We start from the raw sequence: 17,247 nt of genomic DNA on the forward strand, positions 1-17,247 counted from the left end.
TTAAGCACTGTACAGCTTCAATCTAAATTCATATACCAAAACGCTTGATTCAGTTAATTTGCTAGTTCTCAATTAACTCTGAGATCAGAATTACTTCTTCTCTCTTTGTTATTGAGTGAACAATTTATTTCAGACTCAATTCTCAATCTGTTAATGAATTAATGTAACCTCGTCAGCTACATTAAACTGTGATTAATCACAGAGCTTAATAAATCATTATATTTACTAAGCTCTATAATTATCTTAGCTTCAAGCTCCATCCTATGTGTGCCTGCGCACAGCATAGCTGTTTGCTTAAATTTCAAGGAAAAGCTGCGCTTTTCTGTTCTTGAAATTTGGTGGAGACTAGGAGAGTCGAACTCCTGACCTCCTGCGTGCAAAGCAGGCGCTCTACCAACTAAGCTAAGTCCCCAGCTTATATCATTTAAGTATCTTTAACTCTGTACTCATTAATCTATTCGTCAGAATGGTGGGTCTGACAAGACTTGAACTTGTGACCCCACGCTTATCAAGCGTGTGCTCTAACCAACTGAGCTACAGACCCTGAGAAATAAAAAAAGAGATTAATAATCTCTTTTTTTATTTCGCAAGACAAGCGCAGCGCGTAGTGCATGACTTATCTCTGAAATTAAAAGAGAAAACTCGTTCCTTTTCTATCTTTCATTCAGATACCAGAAGAACAACTTGTTGTGGATTCTTACCAATCAACCAATCTTTTCGTTAAGGAGGTGATCCAGCCGCAGGTTCCCCTACGGCTACCTTGTTACGACTTCACCCCAGTCATCGGCCACACCGTGGTGAACGTCCTCTTTGCAGTTAGACTATCCACTTCTGGTGCAACAAACTCCCATGGTGTGACGGGCGGTGTGTACAAGGCCCGGGAACGTATTCACCGCGGCATTCTGATCCGCGATTACTAGCGATTCCGACTTCATGGAGTCGAGTTGCAGACTCCAATCCGGACTACGATCGGCTTTTTGAGATTAGCATCCTATCGCTAGGTAGCAACCCTTTGTACCGACCATTGTAGCACGTGTGTAGCCCTGGTCGTAAGGGCCATGATGACTTGACGTCGTCCCCGCCTTCCTCCAGTTTGTCACTGGCAGTATCCTTAAAGTTCCCACCCAAAGTGCTGGCAAATAAGGAAAAGGGTTGCGCTCGTTGCGGGACTTAACCCAACATCTCACGACACGAGCTGACGACAGCCATGCAGCACCTGTATGTAAGCTCCCGAAGGCACCAATCCATCTCTGGAAAGTTCTTACTATGTCAAGACCAGGTAAGGTTCTTCGCGTTGCATCGAATTAAACCACATGCTCCACCGCTTGTGCGGGCCCCCGTCAATTCATTTGAGTTTTAGTCTTGCGACCGTACTCCCCAGGCGGTCTACTTATCGCGTTAGCTGCGCCACTAATCCCTCAAAGAGACCAACGGCTAGTAGACATCGTTTACGGCATGGACTACCAGGGTATCTAATCCTGTTTGCTCCCCATGCTTTCGTACCTCAGCGTCAGTGTTAGGCCAGATGGCTGCCTTCGCCATCGGTATTCCTCCAGATCTCTACGCATTTCACCGCTACACCTGGAATTCTACCATCCTCTCCCACACTCTAGCTAACCAGTATCGAATGCAATTCCCAAGTTAAGCTCGGGGATTTCACATCCGACTCAATTAGCCGCCTACGCACGCTTTACGCCCAGTAAATCCGATTAACGCTCGCACCCTCTGTATTACCGCGGCTGCTGGCACAGAGTTAGCCGGTGCTTATTCTGCGAGTAACGTCCAGTAGCTGGTAGTATTAATACCAGTACCCTCCTCCTCGCTTAAAGTGCTTTACAACCATAAGGCCTTCTTCACACACGCGGCATGGCTGGATCAGGGTTCCCCCCATTGTCCAATATTCCCCACTGCTGCCTCCCGTAGGAGTCTGGGCCGTGTCTCAGTCCCAGTGTGGCGGATCATCCTCTCAGACCCGCTACAGATCGTCGCCTTGGTAGGCCTTTACCCCACCAACTAGCTAATCCGACTTAGGCTCATCTATTAGCGCAAGGTCCGAAGATCCCCTGCTTTCTCCCGTAGGACGTATGCGGTATTAGCATCCCTTTCGAAATGTTGTCCCCCACTAATAGCCAGATTCCTAAGTATTACTCACCCGTCCGCCGCTAAGATCAGTAGCAAGCTACCTCTCTCCGCTCGACTTGCATGTGTTAAGCCTGCCGCCAGCGTTCAATCTGAGCCATGATCAAACTCTTCAGTTAAAATCATTTCGCACCTTATTAAAGACAAGGTGCCAATTCTGGCTCATCAATTACTGACAAATTCTCTCAAATAAACTTCGAGTAATTTAAACCAATCAATCAATGATAATTTTTCGATCAATCAATCAGTAAAAATCCACACAAGTTGTTCTTCTATTCTCTTAATGATCTATTCCTTACCTCGTCAGTAAGAAATTCAACTCAATACAAACCACTCAACCTTAACCCTAAAAGCCAAGATCTTCATCGTGTATCGCGTCGGGATGAGTGCATTATAGGGCAATTCCCTACACAAGCAAGCCCCTTTAACTCATTGTTTTATTGAGTGTTCTATTTTTGTGCATCGATCTAGTTTATTTTATAATCAAAACCAATGTAACTATTTATTTATAAAGCAGAAATATTAATTTCACATTTCTGCTTTATTGTTTGTTATTTAGCACTTTTTTGTGGCTTGATTTGCACACTCAGGATTTTAATCGGTTGTTTAGGCACATTTTGATAAGAACCTATAGTCGTTGTTGGAACTTTAACAATTTTATCGACCACATCCATGCCCTTTGTGACTTTACCAAACACTGCATACCCTGCATCTACTGGAGAAGCATTCAGGAAGTTATTATCTGCAACATTAATGAAGAATTGGCTAGTTGCAGAATTTGGGTTACTGGTACGCGCCATTGCTAAAGTACCACGTGTATTTTTAAGTCCGTTACTTGCTTCATTTTTGATTGCTGGTCGAGTCGCTTTTTCTTTGAGGTTGACATCCATGCCACCACCTTGAACCATGAAGCCAGGAATAACGCGATGAAAAATCGTCCCTGTATAAAAGTTGCTTTTTACATAAGTTTCAAAATTTTTGCTAGAAATTGGAGCTTGATCATTAAAAAGCTCAATCTCAATATTGCCCATAGAGGTTTTCATTTCAACGAGTGTATTTGCAAATACACTAATACTCATTAAACACCCCGTTGCCATTAAAGCGACTTTCTTTAACATGGTTTTTCCTTTTCTATCTCTATAGCGACCAAATTGCTAGCCAGACTAGCATAGTATGTTCATGGTCTATTTTTATAATATTGTTATTTGTATTATCAAAAAGATGTTCCACGTGAAACACCTTTTTATCTTTGATTTATCGTCTTGATTTCAATTAGGCGTGTTTATCCCAAAACTTTCTAAATGATTTACTCATTTGTACCAGATTGGCTTTGGCTTTACGCGAAACAGGTGTCAGGTTAATAAAACCGTGGGTTTGATCCAGATATTCATCATATTGAACCTTAACACCATTCTGACGCAATTTATGACTATAAATCTCACCCTCATCGTGTAGCACATCATGACCAGCCGTCACTACATATGCGGGTGCTATTTTTTTCAAATTTCCATAGGTGGGTGAAATCACTGGATCTGTTAATTCAATATGATATTGGGTTGCGTAGTAATCTGTGACGTAATCGATATCACGACCGGTCAATACCAAACCATCTTTATAGGCATAAAAAGAGGGATGACGGCTTTTAAAGTCTACCGCTGGATAAATCAAGAATTGAGCTTGTGGTGCATAAGACTTACCAATGGTTCGTTGAGCCACCACGGTGCTGATATTGCCGCCTGCGCTATCGCCTGCCACAGCAATACGATTTTTTAGAATTTTAAAATAGCGGCGGTTTTGATAAACCCAAGCCAACGCATCTTCACAGGACTGAATTAAATGCTTAGGAGAAAATTCTGGAGCGAGCGGATATTCAATACTTAATATTTGCACATTGGCTGATTTAGCAATCAGGCGACAAGCTTCATCATGTGTATCGACATTACCAACCACAAAGCCACCACCATGATAAAACACCACCATAGGCAGTTTTTTATTTGGATGCGGATGATAATGTCTGGCAAAGATCGTACCACTTTGTAAAGGTAAACGAATATCTTCTACAAACTCTAATGGTGTTGGTTTGCGTCGAATCGCCTGCATTTGCAGTTCAAACATTTGGCGGGAACGGTCAACATTTTCATCGATAAAACCCGAATACCCCTGTTTGTACTGCACCGCCATCAAGCATTTAGTGAAACTATCAAGTTGGGGATACTGATAGGGATAGCCCAGTAATTTAACAATGGACTCCTGAACAAAAGCAGGGAGTTTGTCTAATGCGCGCGCTGCTGGTCCCTGCCCTTTTTCTAATAATGCCTGAAGCTTTTGCTGCGATAGATTCACTGATTTCTCCCTTCAAATTGCTGTTATTCATTTTTTCTACATATTCAAGCGTGTCTTGACTATATGCGCATACAAGACACCTAATCAAGTTACATTTCCTTAATTTTTCCTACGCTAATCGCAACCACAATAAAAGTCATTGACTCAAACCTGAAATGGCATTGGATAGTTTTGTCATTGGTTAGATCAAAAATAAGGAGCAGTAAAATGAAAGTAATTTTGATCTCACTTGTCACTGCATTGCTTGCAGTTGGATGTGTAGTTTTACCTGAAGATCACAATCATCGGCATGGTGATCGATATGACTATGATCGAAATGATGATGGATATAACAGAAAAGGTCACTGGGACAGAGATCATGGTCGCTGGGATCATGCTAATGGGGGTTGGAGATATGCGGATCGCCCTTAACATCTGTACTCGTTAAATAACGTCGTTCAAATAAATCAAAGCCTAAATCTACGGAGATTTAGGCTTTGATTTGGTTCGTACTCAAGCATCCTGCCTTATTTACTGTACGACCATTTGCAACAAACATCCTGTTTGCTATGGAGCTACTATAATTGATGACTAAAGCCTTGCCTGAAGGCAATCGACCTAAGTATCTGTACGTCATATCTTCGCTGAATGTCGGCTTTGAACGTTTCAAATGAGTAGCAGCTCATCTAAAACTGAGTGTTATGGTGGCATCCAATGATCACTTTCATTCACCGCATCGCAGACAAAAAATATTATTGAACCGGTGCAGACTCAGGGGCAACTTGTGGTTGTTCAGGAGATGCCTGTACAGGTTGAGCCTGTGTTGAAGTATCCGCTTGCACTGCTACACCACCCTGCACACCCGTTGCTTCTGGGCTTGCAGACGCTTGTGTAGAACCTGAAGCATTTAAGCCAGCTTCCGAAGCACAGCCTACTGCTGTGAATGCTACACCTGCGAATACCAATGATAATAGACCAAGTTTCTTCATGTTTCTTTCCTTTCATTATGACGAAAATTTGCAAAGTCCAACTTTGCGCTGCCTATGATTCACAATTTCTTTTGGTCAAACTCACATCATTGGTTGGTGTTTATAGAGTTAGACGTACATGTTCTGCAATTTTTTTTAACTAAAAGCCATTTTGCTAAAAACAGAGCTTTAAATCATAAAAGCCGCGCTAACTTGTTATCCAACTTTTATTTTTTAATTTTAAATTGCAGGAGAATAGACTTCCTTCATAAATCATTTTTCAATCAATTTAATAGTTTATCTTTCACCCAATCTAAATTGTATATGCCAGCAAGTAAATTAAACCGCAGGTTTAATCGTTTACGACGATTTCTATATACACAAGATAAAATCTTAAAACATTTCATCCTTCCAAATACATGCTCTACTTGAATTCGTCTACGACCAATCTCTTTATTTAACTTTTTTAATTCAGAATCTAGTTTTTCAGTTTTCTTTGCTTTAGATGGCATGAGGCATCCAAAACCCAATTTCTTTATCCCTAAATACCCCTTATCAACGATAAAAAAGGGCTTAAATTTTAATTTCCTCATGCTTTTTTTAAATATTTTAAAATCATGCATGCTTCCATGACTTCCACATACACTCAGTATTTCACCTGTTGTATAGTGCATAGATAGCTGAAATTTAAAGGTATGTCGCTTTTTTTTACCGCTATACCATTTCTTCTGTTTTTTTTGGACGTTGAACTAATATTTCAGTTGCATCAATCACAACAACTTCCCAATCCACTTCATCTCGATTAGGAAGTTGTTTTGGCAAGTTAAATTTTCCAGAACGGATTAAGGTATCTTCAATAACACGTGTGATACGAATTGCACTCGTTTCAGATACACCGTAACTCATACCAAGATGGAAAAATGTTCGATATTCTCTCCAATATTCTATACATAAGAGCAAACGATCTTCCAACGGTAATTTATGCGGTCGTCCTTTACCAATATGACGGGGTAACTGCTTATTTATCTCGGCCAGCATGAGGTTAAATGTAGCCCAACTAACACCGGTAAGCCTACGAAACTTAACGTCTGATAATTTTTGAATATCTTTGAATTTCATCCAAGGATTATCCCTTGAATTAAATAATTTTGCTGATTAATTTAAGATCAAATAAATTGTACGTTTTTTGATTTATGAAGGAAGTCTAATGATCATAAATCTGGATGTTTACGTTATATAAATCACCTAAAACCATAATAAATTGTTACATCGTAATTGAGGGCTTTTTGCAGTACTTATCGTACATACAGGCCCATTCTTTTTGAATGAGCCCATTTTGCAGAGATGAAATTTTACAGCGTTTTGAAATTATGTCTCAAATTAAGGCCATTTCATTTCACCTTTAACTACCTTTGCACCCAAATCCAGAGTATCTGTTTCTTTGAGATCAGGATATTGTTGTTGCATTGTTTGAGAAAGTTGTTGTGCAGTTTTTGTGGTTTTTACTGCTTTCTCATAATTGTTTAAATAGTCCAATGAAAAATTCACGGCAGCTAAATTTTCTGGCGCATTTTCGAGCATATGTGCAGGTACGACTATTTGCGGCTGAAGAGCCTTGATCGCTTGCAGTGTACCAATGACTTCAGCACGATCTTTGGTTCTAGGCGTATCCGCCATCCATAAATGAATGCCCGATGACACTGGAATCCCCCCTACCACGGCTTTGATTGACGGAATCCATAAATAAGTCAATTCATGATTTCCCTTTATCTCGATCTGTTCATTTTCCAGTTGGAGTGTTTTGCCAGTGAATGCTTGTGGAATGATGATGCTCTCAGGTGCATTGACGCCCATTTTAGGAGACCAATACTGCACTTTTAAGACCTGAGTATCTTGAATGTGCTTTACTGTTTCTGGCGTTGCGATGATTTTGGCATTTGGAAAATATTGCTTAAATACATCCAGACCGAAATAAAAGTCTGGATCACCATAACTGATAAAAATGGTTTTTAGAGTCTTACCACTATCCAGAATATCCGCAGCCACTCGCAGTGCTTCTGATTTGGAAAATTGTGCATTCACCAAGATCACTTCTTTCTCCCCTTCAATCAAAGTCGAAGTCACACCAAAATGTTGTGGTTGAGCTAAAAAATTTTTGAGGGTCAATGGTTGAGCCAGTACCATTTGAGAAAATAAAGCTGAGGTGACTGCGGCCAAAATAGGTGCTTTTAAACTGCGCATGACTAAATCCAGATAAATAAATAGCACTTTAAATTGCAATTTGTATCAGATAAAGCCGCTAATTCAAGATAAACTATTACAAATAATGCAACAATCAGATGTCATGATGGATACTATAAAAGCCATGCAAGTCTTTGTTCGTATTGCAGAACAAGGCAGCCTGAGCCGTGCCGCCGAGCAACTTAATTATTCTCGAGCCATGGTGTCACGTTATCTGGATCATTTGGAACAAACATTTTCCGTACGCCTATTTCAGCGGAACACCCGTAAAATCTCGCTGACCCCTGCGGGTGAAAAAGCTTTACTGTATTGTGAAAATATTTTACAGCAGCAGGCGTTACTGTTTGAATTGGCTGCGCATGAACAACAAACAGGTACAATCCGTCTCACCTGCGGTTTATTTTTATATCAAATGGGGTTGAATGCGTGTCTACGTGCGTTTAAACGACAACACCCCCATATTCAATTTGAAGTAATTCTCACTGAAAATACTGTTGATTTAATTGATCATCAGATGGATTTGGCGCTTCGCATCACTCAAAAGGTGGCTGATGGTTTAATTGCGCGCCCCGTACACGAGATCAAATCAATTTTTTGCGCACATCCCGATTATTTGGCTCAGCATTCTCAGCTGTCACATCCTAGCCAGCTTTTACAGTATGACTGTATTACCCATCAACATGCCAGTCAGTACTGGACGTTGTTTAATGTCGAACAGCAGCCCCAGAATTATCCGTTAAATAGCACCTTTAAAAGCAATGACGTAAATGCTTTGTATGATATGTGTATCAATGCGCAAGGAATTGCGATGTTACCTACACGATTGGTGCAAAATGATTTGATTCGCGGGCGATTAATTCAGGTGTTGGCTGATTTTTCTGCACCAGATTTGACGCTCTCGTTGGTGTATGTGTCTCGTCAACATTTACCCAGAATCATTCAGCAATTTATTGCTTTTTTAATCGAACACCTCGATTTTTACTTAAATAAAGAAAATTAAAGAGATTTAAATATAACAGCATGCTTGAATTTTTAAAGGATGACCTTACTTCATTCATCAAGAATCAAAACTCATGGCAGTTCAGCATAATGCTGTTTTAAACACCGATGCCAAAAGGACTGTACATGTTTAAAAACCCATTTAAACGGAGATCATCAATGGCTAATGAGCAAAACGAGCAAGCTCAAGACATTCAAAATGAGCAACAAACTGAACAAACTCAAGCTGAAAGTGTAGAGCAAGCAAACGAGCTTAGCGTTGAAGATTTACAAGCTCAAATCACTAAACTCGAAGAAAGCCTAAAACTTGAAAAAGCACGTGCAGCCAATGCGATGTATGAAGCTGAAAAAGTTAAGGAGCGTGCTGAACGCGAAGCAGATACAGCCAAAAAATTTGCGCTGGAAAAATTTGCTAAAAGCTTGCTTGATTCAGTGGACAATCTGGAACGCGCGATTCAGGCAGCAGGCAATGAGCCATCCCCTTTATTAGAAGGTGTGCAGCTCACTTTAAAATCATTATTAAACACTTTAGAGAAGTTTGATATTGTCGCTGTCGATACTGAGCATGGTTTTAATGCAGATCTTCATCAGGCTGTGGGTATTGATCCAAATGCCAAGTCAGGTGAGATCGGCACTGTTTTACAAAAAGGCTATACCCTTTCTGGTCGTTTATTACGCCCAGCAATGGTCATGGTTGGTCAATAATGAATAAAAGTTGAGCGTTTTTTGATTTTTTTTCATAAAAATCCTTGAAAAAAAACAATTAACTCTCATATCGAATAACAAGCAAAAACATTGCAAAAAAATTTGAGGAATACACCAAATGGCAAAGATTATTGGTATTGACTTAGGTACAACCAACTCATGTGTTGCAGTACTTGAAGGCGATAAAGTTAAAGTCATCGAAAATGCAGAAGGTGCACGTACCACTCCATCGATTATCGCGTATAAAGATGGTGAAATCTTGGTGGGTCAGTCTGCAAAACGTCAAGCTGTGACTAACCCAAAAAATACATTATTCGCGATCAAACGTTTGATTGGTCGTCGTTATGATGATGCTGCGGTACAAAAAGATATTGGTCTTGTCCCTTACAAAATCATCAAAGCAGACAATGGTGATGCTTGGGTTGAAGTCAACGACAAGAAACTTGCTCCACAACAAGTATCTGCTGAAATCTTGAAAAAGATGAAAAAAACAGCCGAAGACTACTTGGGCGAAACGGTTACTGAAGCCGTGATTACTGTTCCTGCATACTTCAACGATGCGCAACGTCAAGCAACTAAAGATGCAGGTAAAATTGCAGGTCTTGATGTTAAACGTATCATCAACGAACCAACGGCTGCGGCACTTGCGTTCGGTATGGACAAAAAAGAAGGCGACCGTAAAGTTGCGGTTTACGACTTGGGTGGTGGTACATTCGACGTATCAATCATTGAAATCGCAGATCTGGATGGCGATCAGCAAATTGAAGTGTTATCAACCAATGGTGATACATTCTTGGGTGGTGAAGACTTTGATAATGCCTTAATTGAATACTTGGTTGAAGAATTCAAGAAAGAACAAAGTGTGAACTTGAAAAATGATCCACTTGCATTACAACGTTTGAAAGAAGCGGCTGAAAAAGCAAAAATTGAGCTTTCTTCATCGAATGCCACTGAAATCAACCTTCCATATATCACGGCTGATGCAACTGGTCCTAAACACTTAGTGATCAATGTTACCCGTGCAAAACTTGAAGGTTTGGTTGCAGATTTGGTTGCTCGTACTATTGAGCCTTGTAAAATTGCATTGAAAGATGCAGGTCTATCAACTTCTGAAATTTCTGACGTAATCTTGGTCGGTGGTCAGTCTCGTATGCCACTTGTACAACAAAAAGTACAAGAATTCTTCGGCAAAGAGCCACGTAAAGACGTGAACCCTGATGAAGCAGTTGCGATTGGTGCGGCGATTCAAGGTGCAGTATTGTCTGGTGACAAAACTGACGTACTTTTATTAGACGTAACGCCATTAACTTTAGGTATCGAAACAATGGGCGGTGTATTAACACCAATCATTGAGAAAAACACCACGATTCCTGCGAAGAAATCACAAGTGTTCTCTACAGCAGCAGATAACCAACCTGCGGTGGACATTTCGGTTTACCAAGGTGAACGTAAAATGGCTCAACAAAATAAATTGTTGGGTAATTTCCAGTTAGGCGATATCCCACCTGCGCCACGTGGTGTACCGCAAATTGAAGTATCGTTCGACATCAATGCGGATGGTATCTTGAAAGTCTCTGCGAAAGATAAGAGCACGGGTAAAGAGCAATCGATCCAGATTAAAGCCAACTCAGGTTTGTCTGATGCTGAAATTGATGCCATGATCAAAGATGCTGAAGCCAATGCTGAAGAAGACCGTAAGTTTGAAGAGTTAGCAAAAGCACGTAATGAAGCGGATGCTTTAGTATCTAGCTCAAATAAAGCAGTCAAAGATCTGGGTGATAAAGTCACTGAAGATGAGAAAACTGCCATTGCAACTGCGGTTTCTGAGCTTGAAGCAGCCACTAAAGAAAACGATGTGGATGATATCAAAGCGAAAACCGAAGCGTTACAAAACATCTTGATGCCAATCACGCAACGTGCTTATGAGCAAGCACAAGGTGCTGGCGGTGCAGAAGGTTTTGATCCAAATGCCTTCCAAGGTGGTGATGCAGGTCAACAACAAAAAGCGGACGATGGCGTGGTAGATGCTGAGTTCACAGAAGTAAAAGATGACAAAAAGTAATTTGTCTCTTTAAGAAAAACCGCGTGAAAGCGCGGTTTTTTATTCATTTTAAATAAAGTGATGTATTATTTTAAAAAGAATAGACCATTTTAAATTCTCAAATGAATAAAAGTAGTTCAGCTCAAATTCAATACATTATTAAAATTCTGACCTGCACCGTTATTATCAGCATAATTTCAATCATTTTTGATAAAGACAAAACTTCAAATTTCTTCTTATGGGCAACGTTAACGAGCTTCTTTACCCTCCAAGCAGATCAAAATATTAAAGTTAATTTTAATCAAATTACGGGCAATATTATTGGCTCAATAGTTGGAATTTTAATTTGGTTTTTAATTTTTTCTGCCTCACATTATGTCGCCTATATTAATTTGGAATATTGGTTTTTAATTCTTGGAATTTTTCTTACGACTCTGATTTGCATTATTGTCAGACATACTGAATATTGTGGAATTGCATTAGCCAGCTTTTTGATCGTGACGATTTATGATGTCGCTCATCAAACCATTGAAGGTGCATTATTTCGAATTGTATTCTGTGCGGCAGGCTGCTTCATTGCTTATCTGGTTGATATTGCTGTGCGTAGATGGGGGTATAAATAATCTATAATATAAAAATAATCCGACGATAATTTTTGTAATTTGTTAAAACCAGAGAGTACCTAGAGTCGAAATCGTATTCAGATTCATGTTATGGTGCTAGATGAATCTAATGAACAGGCAATGGAGATCGACGTGAGTTACTATCATATCTTGATTGAAGTGAATGATCTAATCAGTACGATTGAGCAAACACGTGATATTGAAATTCTTGATATCATTGAGATTCAGCCTTATCTCCATTCAATTTTATTGCCCTATTTCAATGAGCAGGAAATTGAACTCGAAGATGAAAATATCGAATTTAAGGATATTTTACATCTGGAAGTAAAACAAACTTTATTACCGATTGAACATCTGATCGAAGAAGAACAAAAACTCTTGCCAAGTGATACCGATGTCACCATCACCGCCTATGAAATTTTTAATGATCGTGAACTGAGTCAGGATGTCACTACTGTGATTATGGACATCCTTGAAGCAGTCAAACTGGATCAATCCCCAATCGAATAAAGCTTTTCCAAGCATAAAAGGTCTACACATGTAGACCTTTTATGTTTTCATCAGTCAGATTTTAAAAAACTACTGCATCATTTTTACCGCTTGCTGGGTACGAATCGCTTTTAAAATCTGCTGCCCTGCCCGACCTGTTGGATTTAGACCTAAACGAGTTTGTTCCTGACGAATCGCCTGACGAGATTTATCTCCAATCAAACCATCAACTTCACCAATATCATAACCACGGCTGACCAAATAACGCTGAATTTCACGGCGTTCAGCGCGCGATGTACCAGGATCATCCGTCGGCCATGAGCTGACAAATGGTCCTGCTCCTTTTAGACGATCTGATAAATGAGCAATCGCCAAGCCATAGCTTTCGGCTGCATTGTAACTATAAATCGCATCAAAATTTTTAAACACTAAAAATGCGGGGCCATTTGCACCTGCGGGTGTCATGAGACCTGCGGGAGTAGACAATGAAAGATTACCCTGAACCAGTGCCGAACCATCTACACGCGTCACGCCTCGCTGTTCCCAACTACCCAATGGCTTTTTATTACGCCGCCCTTCTCCACTGATTGACATACTGTCGGGAATTTTGACTTCAAAGCCCCATGGCATTCCTGTTTGCCAACCTGCTTGTTTCAAGAAATTCGCAGTAGATGCCAATGCATCTGGCACACTAGAGACCAAATCACGGCGACCATCACCATCAAAATCAACCGCTAAGCGCTCATAAGTGGACGGCATAAATTGAGTATGACCAAATGCTCCTGCCCATGAGCCTTTCAATTGATCCTCCCTTAAGTCACCGCGCTGTAAAATGCGTAGCGTGGCAAAGAACTCCCCCCGAAAATAGCTTTGGCGGCGCCCTTCACAGCTTAATGTTCCCAAAGCCTGTAATAACGGATATTTTCCAGAAATATCACCATAGTTACTTTCCACACCCCAAACCGCAACAATGGTTTCTGGCGGAACACCATAGGCCTGCGAAGCACGATTCAGCACATCGCGATATTGCGCCATTTTTTGTTGACCTGCCTGTACCCGTTCATCATCTACTAAGCCCGAAAGATAGTCCCAAATTGGCGTTGAGAACTCAGGCTGATAATTTAATTTGTCAATTACCGAATAATCTGGACTTAAATTTTGCGTATAGCGATCATAAGTGGCTGCACTGACACCTGAAGCAACCGCTTGTGAACGCAAATTGGCGATACAACCCTGAAAATCATTTTGGGGTGAAAAACTGCTCGCTGCGGGTGTTGTTGTAGTTGTAGAAATGCTTGCACCATTCATAATGAGTTCAGCTTGGGCTTGAGTCGCTAGAAAAAAACAGGAAGAAAGAAAGAAAGGCAAACGTCGCATTGTTATCAGCACCATTTTTGAATTCAAAGTTTGATTTTACCTTAGCATTTAGATGGCACGATGACAGATAAGTTTGGTAACTTTGAATTCATTTTTCTTATTTTAAACTCATCATCGAGCGATGCTTTTAAATTCAAACTTTTCCATCACTTTATTTTTAAATTCAAAAATCGTTTTTCCATTTAAATTCAAAACATGTTTAGCATACTGCTATGTCAAAATATTGAATTAAAACTAAAGATTCATGATTTTTTAGTATTTATAGTGACTTAGACAGCATCCTATACAGTTTATAACGATCACTAGTTTTGAATTCAAACTTTAGGATACGCACCGATCACTTACTTTAAATTCAAACACCACTCACCACAGCATCTGTGGATAACCTTACGCTTGGTTTTTGAATTTAAAATACAGAATATAAAAAGCCTACTTTTAAATTCAAAAATATTCTTCATCATCGACGTATTTTATTAGTCCTTTGTATTTCTTCCTTGTGGATAAAAATAAAGAGACCTTAAATAGTCATCAAAGATAATTTAAATTCAAAATAAAAAGCCTAGATTTTATTACCATTTGAATTCAAATTTTTAGCCATTTATTGTTGAAGTAAAGATAGGTTTTATCTAATCAAAGCTTGTTAAAAAATAACCAAATTTATGCGACTTGACGAGATGAATAAGATAAAAGGTCAGATTGAAAGGCGGTCTAGCAAAATAAATCACAAAAAAACGACCAGTATTTTGATCGTTTTTTTGGAGCTAAAATTTAAAAATTACAGCGTCATATCGGCTTTTAAGGCCAATGGCTCAGGTAAAATCTGCGCTAATTGGCGGCATAAACCGACCAAATCCTCGCTATTCACAGGCATTAAGGTGATATGACCGAGTTTACGGCCTTCACGCTCTGTTTTATTGTACAGATGTAAATGCGCGCCATTTAAAGCTAAAACATCTTCAGATTTTGGATGTTGCCCAATGATATTGACCATCACGGTTGGACGTATCACATCTGTTGAACCTAATGGCAAACCCGCCACCGCCCGAATATGATTTTCGAACTGTGAGCACACCGCACCTTCAATCGACCAATGTCCTGAATTATGTACACGTGGTGCCATTTCATTGGCAAATAGGCCTTGCTCAGTCACAAACAATTCAAGAGTGAGTACACCAACATAATTCAGATGATTGAGTAAACGCGTGATGTAATCCTGTGCAACAGGTTGCAAATCAATGCTGTTCGGTGCAGGCACAATTGAATGCGATAAAATCCCATGATGATGATGATTTTCAGCCAACGGCCAAGTCTTGACTTCACCATTTTGGCCACGCACGGCAATAATGGACACTTCACGCGAGAAAGTCACAAAACTTTCCGCAATCAAGGATTGTGCAGGCCCCAGTTCAGCCCAAGCTTGCTCGATCTGATCGGCTTGACGCAAGACAAATTGTCCCTTGCCATCATAACCACCTGTCGCGGTTTTTAATACAATCGGCAAGCCTAGCTCGGACACAGCTTGTTTTAGTGAGTCTAGACTATCGACCGCTTTAAACGGTGCAACTGGAATATCAAGCTGATTAAATAGAGTCTTTTCCGAGAGTCGATTTTGCGCAATCGCGAGTGCCTGACGTGGCGGATAAATTGATTTGGTTTGACTTAGAGCATCCACATCTTCAAGCGGCGTATTTTCAAACTCAAGACTAAATACATCGGCACTTTGAATAAAAGCACTTAAACCATGTTCTGCCTGACTTGAAAAAACATGTCCAAGCGCTGCGGCTGGACAATCTTGCTGGGCTTCAAAAAAAGTACATTGAATATTTAATGGTAATGCAGCTTGAGCCATCATGCGACCCAGTTGGCCACCACCAAATATTCCGATGGTTTTATCCATGATTGCCTCGTTATACCTGACCTGGAATATTGTTGCTTGCGACTTTATCGGTCTGCGCAGTACGGAAATCAGCCACATTTTTAGCAATTTCAGGATCATGTAGACCTAAAATCTGTGCCGCCATAATCGCAGCATTGGTTGCACCCGCAGGGCCAATCGCCAAAGTTCCCACCGCGATACCGGCTGGCATTTGTACAATTGAAAGTAAAGAATCAACACCATTTAAAATCGAAGATTTTACAGGAACTCCAAGTACAGGCAGATCAGTTTTAGCTGCACACATCCCTGGTAAATGCGCCGCGCCGCCAGCACCTGCTATAATCACCTGAATGCCGCGTTCACGCGCCGTTTCTGCATATTCAAATAAACGATCGGGGGTACGATGTGCCGAAACCACTTCAGCTTCGAAAGGCACACCGAGTTGTTTGAGCATATTGGCAGTATGTTCTAGCGTTGCCCAATCCGATTGAGAACCCATAATAATTCCGACTAAGGGTTGAGCATCTTTCGCTGCGACCGCGTTCATTGGCATTTCCAAAGTATCAAAGATAAAAATAGAGATCTCGGTTTGCACCAAGAAAGATAAGAGAATGCGCGGCATTATAGCGGTTTTTTTCAACAGCTCCAAAACTCTGAGACAATTTGATCTGAATTGATCAAGTTTGATGCTTTTACCCAGTTTTTGAGCCAAATTAAATCACAGGAAATATGATTTAAAGCTGAGCAAGAAGCTGTTGTAAGCATTTACTGACAAAATTCTCAGAAAATAGCGTCTAGGTCTATTTTTTATTTTGTCCTATGATGAATTCATGAGGAACAGGAAGTTCTAGAACAGAAAACAAAAATGATAAGTTCTTGCATCAGGATCGTGAGGGATGACAGGAGTTATACCTAGGCGCAAAATATGAAAAAGCTCGACAGGATGTCGGGCTTTTTTCATTTGATCTAGATCAGTTTACTGTCCACGAAACACAAAATAGACGCATCCCATCAAACATAACATGGCCCATAAATAGTCCAATTTGAACGGTTGCTTGAATAAAAACAGCATGAAAGGGACAAATATGATCAGCGTTACCACTTCCTGCGTAATTTTCATTTCACCTAGCGTCCAACCTTGTTGATCCAGATAACGTGTGGCAGGAATCATAAAGCTATATTCCATCAGCGCGATCAACCAACCAAACAAGATGGCTTGCCATAAAGGCGCATGATGTAAAAACTTTAAATGACCATACCACGCCATCGTCATAAAGCAATTTGAGATAATTAAACAGCCAAGTGCAATCAATGTTGGATTCAAATGAATATCCTTGATCAGAATAGACCACAAACGGTCTGTGAACAGTCAAATTTATTATAAAAGCGAAATTTCAAAAAATAATTCTTTCGTCAAAATTTAATCCCTGTCATTTCACCTAAAAGCAACAGCAAAACACCCGAATC

15 protein-coding genes, 2 tRNA genes, 1 rRNA gene and 1 pseudogene are annotated in these 17,247 nt (G+C 40.2%); 6 read left to right on the plus strand and 13 right to left on the minus strand.

Features of this window, described 5'->3' with window-relative positions; all coding sequences use genetic code 11:
- Window positions 1-336: 336 nt before the first annotated feature.
- The 5 genes from EGS47_RS06910 to EGS47_RS06930 form a co-directional block, all read right to left on the minus strand.
- Window positions 337-412: transfer RNA gene (locus EGS47_RS06910), tRNA-Ala, on the minus strand.
- A gap of 55 nt (window positions 413-467) precedes the next feature.
- Window positions 468-544, minus strand: a tRNA-Ile gene (locus tag EGS47_RS06915).
- Window positions 545-721: 177 nt separating this feature from the next.
- Window positions 722-2,258 (minus strand): 16S ribosomal RNA (locus tag EGS47_RS06920).
- 432 nt (window positions 2,259-2,690) lie between these two features.
- Window positions 2,691-3,257, minus strand: a complete 567-nt coding sequence (locus tag EGS47_RS06925) for a peptidylprolyl isomerase A (RefSeq protein WP_004986258.1) — start codon at window positions 3,255-3,257, stop codon at window positions 2,691-2,693.
- Between the two features lie 154 nt (window positions 3,258-3,411).
- Window positions 3,412-4,482, minus strand: a complete 1,071-nt coding sequence (locus EGS47_RS06930; RefSeq protein ID WP_004986257.1) for an alpha/beta hydrolase fold domain-containing protein — start codon at window positions 4,480-4,482, stop codon at window positions 3,412-3,414.
- Window positions 4,483-4,689: 207 nt separating this feature from the next.
- On the opposite strand from EGS47_RS06930, the gene EGS47_RS06935 reads away from it, so the two are divergent.
- Complete coding sequence (locus EGS47_RS06935; RefSeq protein ID WP_004986256.1) at window positions 4,690-4,893, plus strand: hypothetical protein; 204 nt, start codon at window positions 4,690-4,692, stop codon at window positions 4,891-4,893.
- A gap of 320 nt (window positions 4,894-5,213) precedes the next feature.
- Here EGS47_RS06935 and EGS47_RS06940 read toward each other — a convergent pair whose 3' ends face one another.
- The 4 genes and pseudogenes from EGS47_RS06940 to EGS47_RS06955 form a co-directional block, all read right to left on the minus strand.
- On the minus strand, window positions 5,214-5,450 hold the full coding sequence (locus EGS47_RS06940) for a hypothetical protein (protein ID WP_004986255.1): 237 nt from the start codon (window positions 5,448-5,450) through the stop codon (window positions 5,214-5,216).
- A gap of 263 nt (window positions 5,451-5,713) precedes the next feature.
- Window positions 5,714-6,106: pseudogene (locus EGS47_RS06945) on the minus strand (transposase family protein); the annotation flags it as partial.
- A gap of 37 nt (window positions 6,107-6,143) precedes the next feature.
- Window positions 6,144-6,548 (minus strand): transposase family protein, encoded by a 405-nt coding sequence (locus EGS47_RS06950; protein WP_125269091.1) that lies wholly within the window; start codon window positions 6,546-6,548, stop codon window positions 6,144-6,146.
- Between the two features lie 261 nt (window positions 6,549-6,809).
- Window positions 6,810-7,670, minus strand: coding sequence for an MBL fold metallo-hydrolase (locus tag EGS47_RS06955; protein ID WP_125269440.1), 861 nt, complete (start codon window positions 7,668-7,670; stop codon window positions 6,810-6,812).
- A gap of 106 nt (window positions 7,671-7,776) precedes the next feature.
- Between EGS47_RS06955 and EGS47_RS06960 the strand changes: the two genes are divergently transcribed.
- The 5 genes from EGS47_RS06960 (at window position 7,777) to EGS47_RS06980 (ending at window position 12,548) form a co-directional block, all read left to right on the plus strand.
- Window positions 7,777-8,670 (plus strand): LysR family transcriptional regulator, encoded by an 894-nt coding sequence (locus tag EGS47_RS06960; RefSeq protein ID WP_010589028.1) that lies wholly within the window; start codon window positions 7,777-7,779, stop codon window positions 8,668-8,670.
- 158 nt (window positions 8,671-8,828) lie between these two features.
- Window positions 8,829-9,374, plus strand: a complete 546-nt coding sequence (gene grpE / locus EGS47_RS06965; protein WP_004986252.1) for a nucleotide exchange factor GrpE — start codon at window positions 8,829-8,831, stop codon at window positions 9,372-9,374.
- A gap of 118 nt (window positions 9,375-9,492) precedes the next feature.
- The gene (dnaK, locus tag EGS47_RS06970) at window positions 9,493-11,436 is read left to right on the plus strand and encodes a molecular chaperone DnaK (protein ID WP_004986251.1); all 1,944 of its coding nucleotides are present in this window, start codon (window positions 9,493-9,495) and stop codon (window positions 11,434-11,436) included.
- A 101-nt stretch (window positions 11,437-11,537) separates the two neighbouring features.
- On the plus strand, window positions 11,538-12,038 hold the full coding sequence (locus EGS47_RS06975; RefSeq protein ID WP_125269441.1) for an FUSC family protein: 501 nt from the start codon (window positions 11,538-11,540) through the stop codon (window positions 12,036-12,038).
- A gap of 120 nt (window positions 12,039-12,158) precedes the next feature.
- The gene (locus EGS47_RS06980) at window positions 12,159-12,548 is read left to right on the plus strand and encodes a hypothetical protein (protein ID WP_162897706.1); all 390 of its coding nucleotides are present in this window, start codon (window positions 12,159-12,161) and stop codon (window positions 12,546-12,548) included.
- A gap of 69 nt (window positions 12,549-12,617) precedes the next feature.
- Here EGS47_RS06980 and EGS47_RS06985 read toward each other — a convergent pair whose 3' ends face one another.
- The 4 genes from EGS47_RS06985 to EGS47_RS07000 form a co-directional block, all read right to left on the minus strand.
- Entirely contained in the window at window positions 12,618-13,904 is a 1,287-nt protein-coding gene (locus tag EGS47_RS06985) for a lytic murein transglycosylase (RefSeq protein WP_119686695.1), read from the minus strand.
- 775 nt (window positions 13,905-14,679) lie between these two features.
- Window positions 14,680-15,801, minus strand: a complete 1,122-nt coding sequence (locus tag EGS47_RS06990) for a 5-(carboxyamino)imidazole ribonucleotide synthase (protein WP_005005449.1) — start codon at window positions 15,799-15,801, stop codon at window positions 14,680-14,682.
- A gap of 10 nt (window positions 15,802-15,811) precedes the next feature.
- Window positions 15,812-16,327 carry a 5-(carboxyamino)imidazole ribonucleotide mutase gene (purE, locus tag EGS47_RS06995; protein WP_005005447.1) on the minus strand — a complete coding sequence of 172 codons (516 nt, stop codon included), beginning with the start codon at window positions 16,325-16,327 and terminating at the stop codon, window positions 15,812-15,814.
- Window positions 16,328-16,756: 429 nt separating this feature from the next.
- Window positions 16,757-17,119, minus strand: a complete 363-nt coding sequence (locus EGS47_RS07000) for a DMT family protein (protein WP_125269872.1) — start codon at window positions 17,117-17,119, stop codon at window positions 16,757-16,759.
- Window positions 17,120-17,247: the final 128 nt, after the last annotated feature.

Origin of the sequence: Acinetobacter sp. FDAARGOS_515 (genome assembly GCF_003938865.1) — a bacterium.
Taxonomy (GTDB): Bacteria; Pseudomonadota; Gammaproteobacteria; order Pseudomonadales; family Moraxellaceae; genus Acinetobacter; species Acinetobacter ursingii.